This window comes from Microcoleus sp. (genome assembly GCF_041354475.1).
Classification (GTDB): Bacteria; Cyanobacteriota; Cyanobacteriia; order Cyanobacteriales; family Microcoleaceae; genus Microcoleus.
Map to the genome: position 1 here is coordinate 23639 of NZ_JBGJZU010000019.1, position 15093 is coordinate 38731.

At 46.4% G+C, this 15093-nt stretch carries 10 protein-coding genes, 1 pseudogene and 1 CRISPR repeat array; of the genes and pseudogenes, 5 read left to right on the forward strand and 6 right to left on the reverse strand.

The features are described 5' to 3' along the window. Positions 1 to 317: 317 nt before the first annotated feature. Positions 318 to 1112, forward strand: a pseudogene (locus ACBR23_RS09990) (filamentous hemagglutinin N-terminal domain-containing protein); the annotation flags it as partial. On the opposite strand, the gene ACBR23_RS09995 reads toward ACBR23_RS09990, so the two are convergent. The 4 genes from ACBR23_RS09995 to ACBR23_RS10010 form a co-directional block, all read right to left on the reverse strand. Next, complete coding sequence (locus tag ACBR23_RS09995) at positions 1074 to 1292, reverse strand: hypothetical protein (protein WP_371115507.1); 219 nt, start codon at positions 1290 to 1292, stop codon at positions 1074 to 1076. The pseudogene ACBR23_RS09990 and the gene ACBR23_RS09995 sit on opposite strands and share 39 nt — an antisense overlap. Before the next feature lie 428 nt (positions 1293 to 1720). Continuing rightward, positions 1721 to 1906 carry a hypothetical protein gene (locus ACBR23_RS10000; RefSeq protein WP_371115508.1) on the reverse strand — a complete coding sequence of 62 codons (186 nt, stop codon included), beginning with the start codon at positions 1904 to 1906 and terminating at the stop codon, positions 1721 to 1723. A gap of 129 nt (positions 1907 to 2035) precedes the next feature. Continuing rightward, positions 2036 to 2314 (reverse strand): hypothetical protein, encoded by a 279-nt coding sequence (locus tag ACBR23_RS10005; protein WP_371115509.1) that lies wholly within the window; start codon positions 2312 to 2314, stop codon positions 2036 to 2038. Positions 2315 to 2320: 6 nt separating this feature from the next. Continuing rightward, positions 2321 to 2551 (reverse strand): hypothetical protein, encoded by a 231-nt coding sequence (locus tag ACBR23_RS10010; RefSeq protein ID WP_371115510.1) that lies wholly within the window; start codon positions 2549 to 2551, stop codon positions 2321 to 2323. Positions 2552 to 3072: 521 nt separating this feature from the next. Next, positions 3073 to 3278: direct repeats of the CRISPR family, unit length 26 nt; unit sequence CCCCCTACCCCCCCCAAGGGGGGAAT. Between the two features lie 218 nt (positions 3279 to 3496). Here ACBR23_RS10010 and ACBR23_RS10015 point away from each other — a divergent pair. From ACBR23_RS10015 to cruG, 3 genes are all read left to right on the forward strand, one after another. Continuing rightward, a complete protein-coding gene (locus tag ACBR23_RS10015) occupies positions 3497 to 6112 on the forward strand; it encodes a CHAT domain-containing protein (protein ID WP_371119418.1) in 2616 nt (871 codons plus the stop codon). A gap of 257 nt (positions 6113 to 6369) precedes the next feature. Beyond that, positions 6370 to 7314, forward strand: coding sequence for a gamma-carotene 1'-hydroxylase CruF (gene cruF, locus ACBR23_RS10020; protein ID WP_371119419.1), 945 nt, complete (start codon positions 6370 to 6372; stop codon positions 7312 to 7314). A gap of 181 nt (positions 7315 to 7495) precedes the next feature. Then, a complete protein-coding gene (gene cruG, locus ACBR23_RS10025) occupies positions 7496 to 8668 on the forward strand; it encodes a 2'-O-glycosyltransferase CruG (RefSeq protein ID WP_371119420.1) in 1173 nt (390 codons plus the stop codon). A 234-nt stretch (positions 8669 to 8902) separates the two neighbouring features. Here cruG and ACBR23_RS10030 read toward each other — a convergent pair whose 3' ends face one another. Continuing rightward, positions 8903 to 9139: a pentapeptide repeat-containing protein gene (locus tag ACBR23_RS10030; RefSeq protein ID WP_371125642.1), complete on the reverse strand. Its 237-nt coding sequence runs from the start codon at positions 9137 to 9139 to the stop codon at positions 8903 to 8905. A gap of 158 nt (positions 9140 to 9297) precedes the next feature. Then, positions 9298 to 10215 (reverse strand): ribonuclease HI, encoded by a 918-nt coding sequence (gene rnhA / locus ACBR23_RS10035; protein ID WP_371119421.1) that lies wholly within the window; start codon positions 10213 to 10215, stop codon positions 9298 to 9300. Between the two features lie 80 nt (positions 10216 to 10295). Between rnhA and ACBR23_RS10040 the strand changes: the two genes are divergently transcribed. Next, a complete protein-coding gene (locus ACBR23_RS10040) occupies positions 10296 to 15053 on the forward strand; it encodes a CHAT domain-containing protein (RefSeq protein WP_371119422.1) in 4758 nt (1585 codons plus the stop codon). The last annotated feature ends 40 nt before the right edge of the window (positions 15054 to 15093 follow it).

A 15093-nucleotide genomic window follows, 5' to 3' on the forward strand; every position in this document is an offset into this window, starting at 1 on the left:
AACTGTATTCATATTATCATGATGAATATCGTGGAGTCCAGGTAGAATTAGCTCCGCTCCGGGTAACTCATTCAAGCTCATGACTGTTGCTCCTCTGAGTTACATTCAAAACCTTCGATGAATTTCTCAACTTTGCTTCTGGGCACATCAGGATTAAGAGAGGGGAAATGAAGATGATCCTGTCACGCCAGCCCGGAAGTGAAGGTAATAAATCCTGTGGGGAAGCTAGTTCGATATTGATGTTCAATTCTTGTTTGATTTTTCTGATAAAATTAAAAACTATAGTATTTATATTATAATCTAAAAGGATTTCAGCTATGTTTCGCCTATCTTCCGCCCTAGTTTTTATTTGCTTACTACTCTTGCCCTCGAAAACCTGCGCCCAAATTACCCCAGACAATACTTTGGGTTCTGAAAGCTCTCGCACAGTTTCCGATACGATCGATAACTTACCAAGCGATCGCATTGAAGGCGGCGCAACACGAGGCTCAAATCTCTTTCACAGTTTCCGAGAATTCAACATCCGTGAAGGCAGGGGAGCTTATTTTACCAACCCCAAAGGCATTACTAATATTTTCACCCGCGTCACCGGCAACAATTCCTCCAATATTTTAGGCACCTTAGGAGTCCAGGGAAACGCCAACTTATTTTTAATTAACCCAAAAGGAATTGTCTTCGGTCCTAACGCTCGGTTAGATTTACGGGGTTCATTTATCGGTTCAACTGCTGAAAGTATAGTATTTAATAACGGCTTTGAATTCAGCAGTACGAAACCGCAAACATCGCCACTATTAACCGTAAATATTCCCGTGGGTTTGAGATTTCGCGACAACCCCGGTACAATTGTCAACCAATCAACAGCGACTGGAGTAGTAAACCAGCTACCAGCTTCGTCGCTCCCAATTCCGATTACCAATCAAGTCGGTTTAGCCGTAGACCCCGGTCAAACCTTAGCCTTAATTGGTGGCGATATCCACGTTAATAGTGGTATCTTAACAGCTAACAACGGACAAATAGTCCTCGGTAGTGTTGCCAATTCCGGTTTAGTTAATTTTGGTTCAAATCCCTTGGGTCTAAGTTTTAATTATGACAATATTCAAAATTTTGGTAACATCAACATATCCGCAGGTAGCCTGATTAATACTAGCGGACTGGGAGGCGGTAAAATTGATATCAGAGGTGGCAATATCACCGTCGCTAATTCTCGAATTTATGGGCTGACACTGGGCAATATTGATAGTAGAGGCATCGATATTAATTCCCAAAATTTGCAAATCAAGGATGGGACGCAAATTTCTACCCTCACCCTAGGCAATGGTGCGGGGGGAAATATCAACATCTTTGCTAAGGATTCAGTAGACATGAGCGGACTGGGAGTAGAGGGTTATCAACAGGTTGTAATTAAGTATTTAATATCAGGAACTGTAGACCCCTTTGACCCACAATTTGCTTTGTTTAATGGTACTTCTGGTAGTGGATCTGGGGGGAGTATTACCATTGATACTGGTAGGCTGCTGATGCGTAATGGCCTCACCGGTAGTGGGATCACCCTTGGTGCTGGAAGTGGCGGCAATCTCAATATCCGTGCCAATACTTTTGAGATGGTGGGTTCTGGAATTAACAACGCCACAGCTAAAGATAGTAGCGGTGCAGGAGGAAGTATTAATCTTGATGTTGAAAGGTTAATTATGCGTGATGGTTCTCTGCTGGGTAGCACGAGTTATAGTGATGGGCGATCGGGAAATATTAATGTGAAAGCTAGGGAATCTGTAGAATTGTCCAACACTGGACCGAGAACTGCTGTATCAACGGGAATCAGCACTTTGAGTATCGGTGGTAATGGAAATGCAGGAGATATTAATGTTGACACCAAGCGATTGAGTCTTTCAGATGGCTCTGCTTTCACCTTGGGAACGGGTGTATTAGTGGGCAGGTTTCTGTTTTCCAGAAATGGCGGTCCCGCTGGAAATTTAAGAGTTAGGGCGAGTGAATCAGTGGAAATTTCAGGGATTTCTCAGCTTTTGACTAGCGGGAATCAAAATGCTAGTGCATTCACTTCCGCCACTTTGAGTTCGAGTCGGGGCGGGAATATCCGGGTTGATACGCCGAGGTTGACGGTGCGGGATGGGGGGATAATTTCTACGAGTTCTTTGGGTGTGGGAAATGTGGGTGATATTACCATTAATGCCGATCGCATCGAAGTAATTGGTAGTGGCAATAACGGTCTATTTATTAGTGAAATAGATGCTTCTGTGGGCAAAGTGTTTGGTAATAATGCCGAGGCGACAGCAAATGCGGGTTCGGTGAATCTCAATACCCGTCAATTGAGCGTGCGGGATGGAGCGACGGTGACGGTTTTGGCTAGGGGAACGGGACGGGCTGGTAATATCAATGTGGTAGCAGATTCAATTTCTCTTGACAACAAAGGCCGTATTGATGGTACTACTGTCTCTGGTACGGGAGCGAATATTAACCTACAATCGCAAAGCATTGTGTTGCGGCGTGGTAGCCGAATTACTACTGATGCGGGTACTTCCGAGGGCGGTAACATTAACCTCCGAAGTGATATTTTGGTTGCTCTCCCAGGGGAAAATAGCGATATTACGGCTAATGCGCGCACCGCTCAAGGTGGTCGTGTTAATGTCAACGTACCCACTGTTTTGGGATTTCGAGCAGTGGGCCGGGAAGAGGTTAGAGGCAGTTTGGGGTTGACAGATGCTCAATTTGCACAGTTACAGGTAAGCCCTACTTCCTTGATTTCTACTAGCGACATTGCGGCTATTTCCCAAACTGGAGGTCCGGCTTTGCAAGGGACTGTCACATTTAGTTCTTCTGGGGTGAATCCTGCTCAAGGGTTGGTGGAATTGCCACAAAATATTACCAATCCGTCGCAGTTAATTGCTACTAATCCCTGTCTCCAAGGGGCGCAGAACGAGTTTATTGTGACTGGTAAAGGGGGTGTGCCACCTAGTCCTAATGATACTCTCAGCAGCGAATCTGTGCCGTTTGCATGGGTGGATTTTACTCAAGGAAGTAGAACTCCACCCAACTCCCCTCAAGGAAAAAGAACCCCCCCCTACCCCCCCCAAGGGGGGAATCCTGACACCAGAATTACCCCCCCCTACCCCCCCCAAGGGGGGAATGAAGAAGGGAGAATTACCCCCCCCTACCCCCCCCAAGGGGGGAATCCTGACGCCAGAATTACCCCCCCCTACCCCCCCCAAGGGGGGAATAAAGAAGGGAGAATCAGCTCCCCCTACCCCCCCCAAGGGGGGAATGAAGAAGGGAACAAAGGGGGGAAAGAAATTGTTCCGGCGCAAGGTTGGGTGATGAATTCTCAAGGGGATGTGATGCTTGTTGGGTACAATTCTGCAAATACCACTTCACGGATTCTTCGGCAGAATCCTGTTTGTATACCACGTTGAAAGTATGTTTTCTTCTACGGCAGATTGACGTTAATTTACGCAAATTACCAATTAACAATTAACAATTACCTATGAAATTTACTCGATCGCTCCGTCAAGCAATTTTGTTATTTTTAATTTCTTGTTGGCTGGCAATTGCCATTCCTCCTGCTGTTGCTCAAGTTCAGCCCAAAGATGCGATGCAGCTTGTTCAACAAGCTCGCAGTTTTTATGATTCGGAAAGGTTTTCCCAGGTTGTGCCGCTGTTACAGCAAGCTGCGGTGGTGTTTGAGGCGAAAGGACAAAATCTGGATCGAGCTACGGCTTTGAGCAATTTGGCTGCAACTTTTGGACAACTTAATGACTGGGAGCAGGCTGAATTTGCGATTAATTCGAGTTTGTCGGTGGTGCGTCAGTTGCCGAAAACCATGGAACAGCAGGGGATTTTGGGTCAAAGTCTGAATATTCAAGGACAATTGCAACTGGAACGGGGACGGACTCAGGAGGCGATCGATATTTGGACTGAATCTGCTAAAATTTTTGATGAAATTCAGGCTAAAGACCAGTTGTTTCAAATTCATATTAATCAAAGTAGGGCTTGGGAAACTCTGGGACTTTATCCGAGAGCTTGCAAAGTTTTGTTGGATTCTTTTAAGTTGGAACACACAACTTGTGAGGTTTCAAGTGCCAGTTTGGCCAGTTTGAAAAATCAGCGGATTTCGGCGGAAAATGTTCGGGGAATTAATGCTTTAGGTAGGGTGCTGCGGGTTTTGGGAAAACTCGATCGATCGCAGGAGATTCTTTTAGTAGGACTTGAAGGGGCAGAAAAATTGGGACTCAGACAAGAGGAGGCTCAAATCGCTCTTAATCTTGGTAATACGGAACGGGCTAAAAGTAATATACCTGGTTTAAGCCCTCAAGAGCGGGCTAATAGCGAGCGATCGGCTTTTTCGTATTATGCTCGATCGGCAGATAGAAGTGCGGGGGCATCGCCCCTAGGGATGCAGGCAAAGTTGAACCAGTTGAGTCTGTTGGTAGAGCGCCAAAATTGGTCGGAAGCAGGGATTTTGTGGCGTTCGATCCAACCTCAAGTCGATGGATTGTCGTGGAATCGCGCCGGACTTTATGCTCGAATTAATCTGGCAGAAAGTTTGCTCAAATTGGATCGGTTTTCGATCGCGACTCCGGGTTTGAGCGATATTGACAAAATGCTCAAAGCCGCTTTGGAACCGGCAAACCGTTTGGGCGATAAGCGGATACAAGCTTATATTCTGGGAGCTCGTGGGAAGGTGTACGAACTCCAGCAGCAGCATTCTCTAGCTGAAACTCTGACTATTCAAGCTTTGAGTTTAGTGCCGGCGTTTCAGTCTCCCGATATTGCTTATCAATTGTTGTGGCAACTCGGACGGATTCGCAAGGCCGAGGGCAATCTGGAAGGGGCGATCGCCCAATATACTCAAGCTGTGAATGTATTGTCTTCTCTGCGGGGAGATTTGGTGACGGTTAATCCAGAAGTGCAATTTTCGTTTCGCGAAAGTGCCGAACCGGTTTATCGCCAATTAGTCGAACTTTTGTTGGAAGAGGAATCTCCCAGTCAAGATAAGTTAAAGCTGGCTCGCCAAACGGTTGAATCTTTGCAGTTGGCAGAATTGGATAACTTTTTTCGCGATGCTTGTGCTGATGCTAAACCAAAGTCGATCGAGGAAATCGATCCTAGGGCGGCGGTGATTTATCCGATTATTTTGAGCGATCGTTTGGAGGTGATTTTGTCTATTCCTGGTAAACCCCTGCGTCGCTACAGCACGAAGAAGACTCAGGCAGATTTGGAAACTGCTTTCAGACAAGCTAAAAATGTCATCAGACCTGCGGGTTTTCCGCGAGATAGGTTGCAACCTGTTCAACAAGTTTATGACTGGTTAATCCGCCCTGCGGAGGCGGATTTGACTGCTAGCGGGATTAAAACTTTAGTATTTGTACTGGATGGCTATTTGCGAAATTTGCCGATGGCGATTCTCCATGACGGTGAAAGGTTTCTGTTGGAAAAATACAGCATTGCCCTGGCGCCGGGACTGCAATTGCTTGCTCCCAAACCTCTGAGCACCGTCAAGTTAAAAGTGCTGACGGCCGCCCTCTCAGAAGCTCGTCAAGGCTTTGCGGCTTTGCCGGGGGTTACTGAGGAAATTCAGCTAATTGCAGATCAGATGCCGGCAACTCGACTGCTGAATCAAGAGTTTGTGAGCGGGAAGTTGCAAGCTCGAATTAAAGAGGTGTCCTACCCGATCGTGCATTTGGCAACTCATGGACAGTTTAGTTCCAATGCAGCGGATACTTTTATTGTGACTTGGGACCAGAAAGTGAATGTCAAGGAGTTCGATCGACTGTTGCGATCGCGCAGTGGGGAAAAACAACAGGCGATCGAACTTTTGGTATTGAGTGCTTGCGAAACTGCTTCGGGCGATAGTCGCGCAGCTTTGGGTTTGGCTGGGGCGGCAATTCGATCGGGTGCCCGCAGCACTGTGGCGACTCTTTGGCAAGTCAACGACGAATCTACTGCTATATTTATGGCTGAGTTCTATCGGCAACTGGCTTTGCCTAAAATTAGCAAAGTGGAAGCTCTCCGCAATGCTCAATTAGCCCTGCTGAAAAACCCACTGTATAAAAATCCCTATTTCTGGGCACCTTTTGTACTTGTGGGGAATTGGCAATAATTTTAGATGGGCATTGGGTATGGGGCATTGGGCATCGGGCATGGGGCATCGGGCATCGGGCATCAACTGCTGCACCCTGAGCGTAGTCGAAGGGTCAACTGACAACCGTCAACCCTTCGACTCCGCTCAGGGCACCGCCGTCAACCGTCAACTGCCAACCGTCAACTGCCAACTAACTCAAATATGCTTAGTTTTTTGTTAAAGTTTGTAAACTGTTAAGAGTGCTTTACGCATTTGATATTTTTCCGAGGATTTCTATGAAGCAACTTTTAATTGCTGAGCGCATCTGCCTAATTGCCCACGTTTTCTCTATGGCTTTTGGATTAGCAGGGTTACTACTGATTTTACCCCGTCCCGAATTGGTGATGAGTTTGCCTCCGGCTGGGCAAACTTTGTTCCAGTGGGGAATGGTTGGAGGTGGAGTCGTTTATATCATTTTTGGTGCAGCAGCCGTTGCTCTCTATGGCTTTCGGACATTGGGTTTAGGCGCTACTCTCGCATTTTTGATACCTTCGGTGTTTCTGTCTTTGGGTAGCGAGTTATTGGGTACGAGTACAGGTTTTCCCTTCGGTCACTACCACTATTTGAGCGGTTTGGGCTACAAAATTGCAGGGTTGGTGCCGTTTACCATCCCGCTGTCGTGGTTTTATCTGGGAATGGTTTGTTATGTGATTGCTCGCGCTGGATTGAGCTCTGCTAAAGGGGAACTCAACTGGGTGCGTCAGCTTGGGGCGATCGCCCTTGGTGCTATGTTGCTAACAGCCTGGGATTTTGTATTAGATCCGGCGATGAGTCAGACTTCTATGCCTTTTTGGGAGTTTGAGGAACTTGGAGCTTTCTTCGGGATGCCTTACCGCAATTTGGCGGGATGGATGGGTACAGGAGCGCTGTTTATGTCTGTAGCAGCTTTTTTCTGGAGAAAAACTCCGATTCGTTTGGAGCGCTCGGAAATGGGTTTGCCCTTAATTGTTTATGTGGTAAATTTTGCTTTCGGAGCAATTATTACTATAACTTCTTTGGATTCTCGCTTCTGGTTTCCAACAATGCTAGCTGTGCTTCTGGGTGTTGTTCCGGCGATCGTTTTAAGCTTGATGGCTAAACCCGCGATCGGCAATACTACAGACACAATTGCAGCATCTTTGGATAAATCTGCTCTCAAATCCGAAATTCCACCTCAGCCCGTTGGCGCTCTACGCAAGTAATATCAATTCTGTTGACTGTTGTCAGTTGACTGTTGTCAGTTGACTGTTGACAGTTGACAGTTGTCAGTTGTCAGTTGACTGTTGTGCTCTGGACACTTCGACTACGCTCAGTGACCGTATAGATTGCTATATAGTCATTATGTCCGATGCCCTATGCCCCATGCCCCATGCCCCATGCCCTATGCCCAATCTCTTGTCTTTCACACTCCTGCTGCTGCAATTACCCGCCGTGGCAATTCTGATGTCGCGCTTAATCAAAGGCCCCTCGCGCATCCCGCCCCTAGAACCGGCATCGCCGACACTGGATTTGCTTGGTGCTTGTACAGTAGTTGTCCCGACTTTGAATGAAGCCGATCGCATTTCGCCTTGTTTAGATGGATTAACCAACCAAAGTTACGAACTCCGAGAAGTTATTGTGGTTGATAGCTATTCCGTTGACGGCACCGCAGATTTAGTTAAAACCGCAGCAGCAAAAGACCCCCGGTTTCGCGTCATTAATGATGACCCACTGCCGGCTGGTTGGGTGGGGCGTCCCTGGGCTTTGCACACAGGTTTTTTGGCAAGTTCCCACAAGTGTGAGTGGATTTTGGGGATAGATGCTGATACTGTGCCGCATCCGGGTTTGATTGCAAGTTTGCTCAAAACGGCGATCGCCAAAAATTATGATTTAATTTCATTATCGCCGCAGTTTATTCTCAAGTATCCAGGGGAATTGTGGCTGCAACCTGCGCTGTTGATGACTTTGGTTTATCGGTTCGGACCGACCGGGACTGGTGGAGATGTGCCGGAATTGGTGATGGCCAACGGTCAATGTTTTTTGTGTCGGCGCGAGGTTTTGGTGGCATTGGACGGCTACGAGTCTGCTAGGGGTTCCTTTTGCGATGATGTGACTCTGGCTCGCTATGCGGCTGCTAAGGGCTTTAAGGTGGGGTTTTTGGACGGGGCTAAGGTGTTGCAGGTGCGGATGTATGAGGGTGCGATCGAGACTTGGAATGAGTGGGGGCGATCGCTCGATTTGAAGGATGCTGCTTCTAGGGTTCAAATTTGGGGCGATTTGTGGCTGCTGTTTGCAGTTCAAGGTTTGCCGGTGGTGATTTTATTGGGTTATTTGTTGCTTGGTTGGCGATCGCCTGTGGCGCTGTTTCCCTACGGTTTGCTGTTGGGATTGAATCTATTTTTGCTGGCGGTGCGATCGGCTTTGTGTTTGGCGATCGCACCTTCCTACGATCGCACAAAAGCATCGGGTAAATGGCTATTTTGGCTGTCACCTTTAGCCGATCCGTTAGCCTTTTTGCGAATTCTCATTTCTGCGTTGAATCAGCCTACTCAGTGGCGCGGTCGCAAGTATAGTTAGCCTAGGACATCATTTCTGTAGGGGCGGGTTTCACCAACAATCTTTCGTTCAGACTAACAATCTAAATAAACCCGCCCCGATCGCGACTGGGATGGGAATGATATCCCGTCCGCGATACAGCCAATCATTTTATATCAATTCCGGTTGTATCGGAATGATTAAACCACAGAGAACACAGAGGACACAGAGAAAGAGAAGAGAGAAATAATAATTCCGATGTCAACGGATTTGGTATTACTCAAAAGTCGCCCCATCTAAGCAAGTTTTTCTCAAGTCTAGTCTCCCTAAATTTGCACCTCTTAAATCCGCCTTTGTTAAGTCAGCATTGCTTAAATCTGCATAACTCAAATCTGCACCCCTGAGATTAGCATCAGATAAATTTGCTCCCGCTAAATTCGCCCTCACGAGTTGGGATTTATATCGTTTCCGGCTGCATCGGAATGATTTAACCGCAGAGAACACAGAGGACACAGAGGGAGAGAATAGAGATCTGAATCATTCAGATGCTACCGGATTTGATATTACTCAAAGACGATCGCAGCAGTAAAAAAAACTGGCAGAAAGCAGTGTTTCATCAAAATACTGCTTTCTGCTTTCTGGCAACTGACTAATAACTAAATAACTAATAATTAATCAACTGTACTAACGTGGTCTATGCGTTCCAATTGCCAGAGAATTTGATTTCCCTCGCGGCGCACCCGCGAAACTACCCAGTTTCGCCAAACCCAGTTGTCTCCACGACTGGTAACAGCACTGGCATTTACATCCATCAAGTCAGCTAATTCAGAACTTGTGATCAAGTAGCCTTTAGTGGCAACTTCATCAGCTATATGCAAGGTTTCGATGAGGTTTCGGAGGTCCTGAACCCTCACCTCGCGGGGCAAGTTCTCCAGAGTATCGGCAGTAGAATCGATCATGGCAGCATTGGAGATGAGAAGGTCAGAAGTTATGACATAGGATTCTATCGTTTTGTTACCAATTGTTTCCGTTTCATCTGAAACATTTGTGTTTTCCGACTGTAGGGGCAGTGCCCCCGTGCCTGCCCCTGTGCTCGCCCTGGCCCCGTCTGCTGTTGCTTTGTGTTGTTGCAGTTCGGGAACGAGATTCTGCGAAAAGCTGCGGGCGATTTCGTCGCATCTATCGTTATAGAAATCGCCAGAGTGACCCCGGACGTGTTCCCACTTCACTTGCCGGGAATTCAGCTTGTCTAGCAGGTGCCAGAGGTCTTGATTGACGACATCTTTGCCTGTGGAAGTTTTCCAGCCTTTGTTTTTCCAGCCTTGAATCCATTTGGTGATACCGTTTTTAACATACTCGCTGTCGGTGTAAAGGGTGACTGCTTCGGTTTGACCGGAATTGGCAAAAAACTCCAAGGCGGCGATCGCAGCCTGCATTTCCATGCGGTTATTGGTACTTTGGGACTGTGCACCTCCGAGTTCGTGACAGTTGCCATCGGCGAAGCAAACCACTGCGCCCCAGCCGCCTGGGCCTGGGTTGCCGGAACAAGCGCCGTCTGTGTACAAGCTTTTGATTTGGGGAATTGTCATGGACGAGTTAATCTATTTTTTACAGGTATGTTGTTGCCAGATGTCATAATTTAACAGAATCGCGATCGGACCTAGATGCTATGAAAAATGCCAACTTAAAAATTAAAAAGGTCTGGCTATTTATTTGTCCGTTTTCTTTGTTAATTTTTAATACTTTCGCCCAAGCGCAAACAGTCGTTCCGGCGGCTGACGGTACTGGCACTAATGTGACCCGCACTGACAACCGCTACGATATTGGTGGTGGCAGTTTGTCGGGGGACGGGGCGAATCTGTTTCATAGTTTTCAGAAGTTCGGTATCCCGGAGGGTCAGGTTGCTAATTTTTTGACCAATCCAGCGATTCAAAATATATTAGGCCGCGTTTCTGGCGGGGATGCTTCCCTAATTAATGGTTTAATTACTGTCACTGGTGGCAACTCTAATCTTTTTTTAATTAATCCTGCGGGGATTGTGTTTGGTCCCAACGCGAGTTTGAATGTGCCGGCGGCTTTCACTGCGACTACTGCTACTGGGGTTGGTTTGAGTTCTAATTGGTTTAATGCTACGGGCGTAAACGATTTTAGCACGCTAGTTGGTACTCCTAATGGTTTTTATTTTGGGGTGGCTCCACCGGGAAGCATTGTGAATGCTGCTAATTTGGCTGTGGCACCTGGTCAAAGTTTGGCTTTGTTGGGCGGTACTGTGATTAGTACGGGGAATTTGTCGGCACCGGGAGGTAACATTACTGTTGCTAGTGTGGGAAGTGGAAGTGCGATTCGCATTAGTCAACCAGGGCATTTGTTGAGTTTAGAAATTGCTACTGGTGGCAATTTACCGAATTCTCCCTTGGTTGCAAATCCTCTGTCTTTGCCGCAGTTGCTGACTGGTAGCGGTGTGAATAATGTTGCGACTGGTGTTGCTGTGGCTGGTGATGGTACGGTGCGACTTGTGGGCTCTGGTTTGCAGGTGAATTCGGGGGATGTGGCGATCGCTAGAAGCAATCTTACCCCAATTTCTGATTTAACTGCGGCCAATGCTCGCCTCTGGGCTGCTAATAATCTCACATTAGATGGGGTTCAATTATACACCACTGGTAACTTGACTTTGACCGCGCAAAATGCTGCGCAAGTGCGTGACAGTGCGACGCATCCGTTTTTGGCTCAGGCTGGGGGTAATTTATACATTCAGGGCGATCGCACTATCGATATTCTGACTCAAAATGCGATCGGTGCTTTGGCTCTGGCTCCCCAATTTCAGGCGGGCGGCGCTTTGACTTTAGTTAGTAATGGTGTGATTTCTGGGGATGCTCACTTTGTTTCTGGTGGCAATTTTTCAATTCGGAATCTGTCAGGAATGCCGGGAACTTTCGTGAGTTTCTTTGACCCGATTATTAGTTCTGATGCTGATGTTTTTTTGGGAGATTATACGGGTGTTTCGCTGAAAGTGGAGGCGAAGGGAAGTATTGTGGCCCAGGATATTACAATTACTGGCCCGGATACTGCTCTCGATATTGGCAATGTTAGTGCTGATTCGGATATTGCTATTTTAACTAGGACTCCGGCATTGATTTTGCGGGCTGGAGTTCGGAATTTGGCTAATACTCCGAATGTTCCTAATGCTGTTGAGGGCAGTTTTGATGATAATGAAACTACTTCTTTAGGTGAGGATGCTATATTTAATCCGGGGATTATTAACTCGAATCCATTAATTATTGTAGATAATATTTCTGCTGCTGGGCTGGTGAGTTTGTCTGCTCCGGGAACTGTCGCAACTAGAGATATTAATAGTGGAGAAATTAAGCTGGAAAGCGGACAGGGTGTGGTGGTTGGTGGCCGATTGACTTCTAGTTCGACAATTAATATTCAGGCTGCTGATAATATTATATTGACAAATGACATTTCCCGTGCTGATGTAAATGGTAATGTGAGTTTCAACAGCAGTCGGGGTAGTATAGTCACTGGGGCGATCGATACTGGGAATTCTGGGGCGATCGAACTTAGAGCTTTAGGAAATGTGAATTTTGGGAATTTACAGGGCACTAAGGTTGATATTGTTAGTAACTCCGGGGAATTGGGAGTTTGGAGCGATCCTAATCTCATAGTCCCTAATACTACACCAGTGGATATTGCAGCAACTGCAAATATCAGTTTGACGGCTTCTAGGGACTTAACGGTAGGTAATCTTAATGCTGCTACTGTCAATGCTACCAGCAATACGGGCAATGTCACCACGGGGGCGATCGCTACTACTGGAGATGTCAGAATTTTAGCCAGACAGCTAATTAATACTGGGGTGGTAACTGTTAATTCTGTTGGGCTAAATTTCATTCCCACAGTCAATCTGGATGCTCAAACTAACATTGCTGCGGCCTCCATCAATGCTCCCACCGCCACCATTGCTGTGAGAGCTTCCAGGGACTTAAATATCGGGAATTTGCAGGGGGCGGCAGTTGATGTTAATAGTGATGGGGGCCAAATTGCGATCGCCAATACTGTGACAACTGGAAATATCAATGTTGCTGCTTCGGGTAATGTGAATGCTGGAAATTTGCAGGGACTTGGAGTTAATGTCAATAGTAAAACAGGGAGCGTTAACACCACCAATACTCAAGCCCAAGCCAATGTAAGTTTGACTGCTGCTAGTAATGTAAAAGCAGGAAATTTACAGGGAGTAGGAGTTAATGTTAAGAGTGATTCTGGAAGTCTTGAAACTGCCAATACTACCGCAACGAGAAATGTAAATTTAACCGCAGCAGGCGATGTAAAAGCAGGAAATTTGCAGGGAGTTGCAGTTGATATTAACAGCACCAGGGGGAGTGTTACTACTGGTAATATAAATGCTACCGAGACTGTGGGCGTTGTAGCGGGAAGGCAAATCACAGTAGGGCGTATAGATGTTAATCCTGTTGGGGGCGATCGCGCTTCTACGGTGAATCTGAATGCTCGTAATGATATTAGTGTAGCATCGATTAATGCGACTGGAGGTACGGTGGCGATCGGCACTCCGGGTTTTGTGCGAATCACCAATTCTTTTTTAAACCAAAACGGTACTCCTGTTAGCATCTCAACTGTTGGTGCTAATCGACAAGGTTCCGTTACTATTAATCACGGTGGCGCTAATACTAACCCGCCAACGCCTTTTTTGATCGGAGATGCCCGAATTAACGGTAGTGCCGCAGCGATCGATTCTGGCAATGTTAATATTATTCCACCAACACCAACACCACAAATACCAGTAATACCGCAAATACCAATAACACCGGAAATACCAATAATACCGCAAATACCACTAATACCGGAAATACCACTAATACCGCAAATACCAATAATACCGCAAATACCAATAATACCGCAAATACCACTAACACCGCAAATACCGCCAACATCACTAACACCACTAACACCATTAAATAGATTTTCATCGCTCTTTCCAGGGCCAAACCAACCCTTGACACCAGAACAACTGCTAAATCAAAACATCATTTTGCGAAACATAGAAGCACCGCGACAAATGATAGTTGGAATCGAAAAAAACTTACCTCCCAAAGCTATCTTAGATTTCATCGGTTCAAATCCCCCAAATTTAGCCTTCCTGTCAGCATTTCGCAGCAACATCGGCAGTAACTTTGACCAAGGAAAAGTCTCGGAAGGTATAGCTTTACTAGACAAATCTTTCAGCCAAGAATACCAACAATATTTCGGCCTAAACTTCCCAGACATTGAAGACGAACTAATCTCCACCGAAGCAACTCAAAAAAAATTAGCAGCCCTCTCCGCAGAAACCGGTATTAAACCCAGTTTTATTTATCTCTTTTCCCGACCCGAAAAATTAGATTTAGTTTTGGTGACAGCTTCAGGTTCTGTCATTCACCAAACTGTGCCACAAGCTAACCACAAAGAACTGATGCAAATTGTCAGTAAATTTCGGGAAGAAATTACCAAACCGGGTGCGCGAGGAACTACCAGTTATCTCCCCTATGCCCAACAACTTTATCAGTGGATAATTGCTCCTTTACAACCAACTTTAAAAGAGCGGGGAATTGATACAATCTCATTCATCGCTGATAAAGGATTGCGAGGCTTTCCTTTTTCGGCTTTGCACGACGGACAGCAATTTTTGGTGGAAAATTACAATATCAGTCTAATTCCCAGCGTTAGTTTAACCGATACTCGTTACATTGATATTAGAAACCTTCAGGTTTTAGCCATGGGTGCGTCACAATTTTCTGAGTTGAAACCTTTGCCGGCAGTTCCTGCTGAAATAGCGGCTATTTCCAGAGATTGGCCGGGAATTAGTTTTCTGAATGAGGGCTTTACTTTGGAGAATTTGAGGCAACAGCATCAAAGTCGGCCCTTTGGAGTTATTCACTTAGCTACTCACGGCGAATTTAAACCAGGATTACCAAGTAATTCTTTTATTCAGTTGTGGAATAGCCGACTGCAACTCGATCAATTACGACAGTTGAGATTGAACGATCCCCAGGTAAATTTATTGGTTTTGAGTGCTTGTCGCACTGCGGTGGGAGATGAGGAAGCGGAGTTAGGTTTTGGGGGATTGGCGGTACAATCTGGGGTGCAAACGGCCTTGGGGAGTTTGTGGTATGTGAGTGATGAAGGTACTTTGGGATTGATGAGTGAATTTTATCAACAGTTGAAGACTGCGCCAATTAAGGCGGCCGCCCTGCGCAAAGCGCAAATTGCGATGTTGCGAGGAGATGTGCGTTTGGAGGGTGGTCAATTGCGGGGTTCGAGTCGGGGTGGAGGGGTGGATTTACCACCGTCGCTGCAAGGTTTTGCAGATACAAAGTTGTCCCATCCTTTTTATTGGTCAGCTTTTGTGATGGTGGGTAGTCCTTGGTGATTGGAGACAAATTCCTGAACATTTTCCGCTTTAATACTGT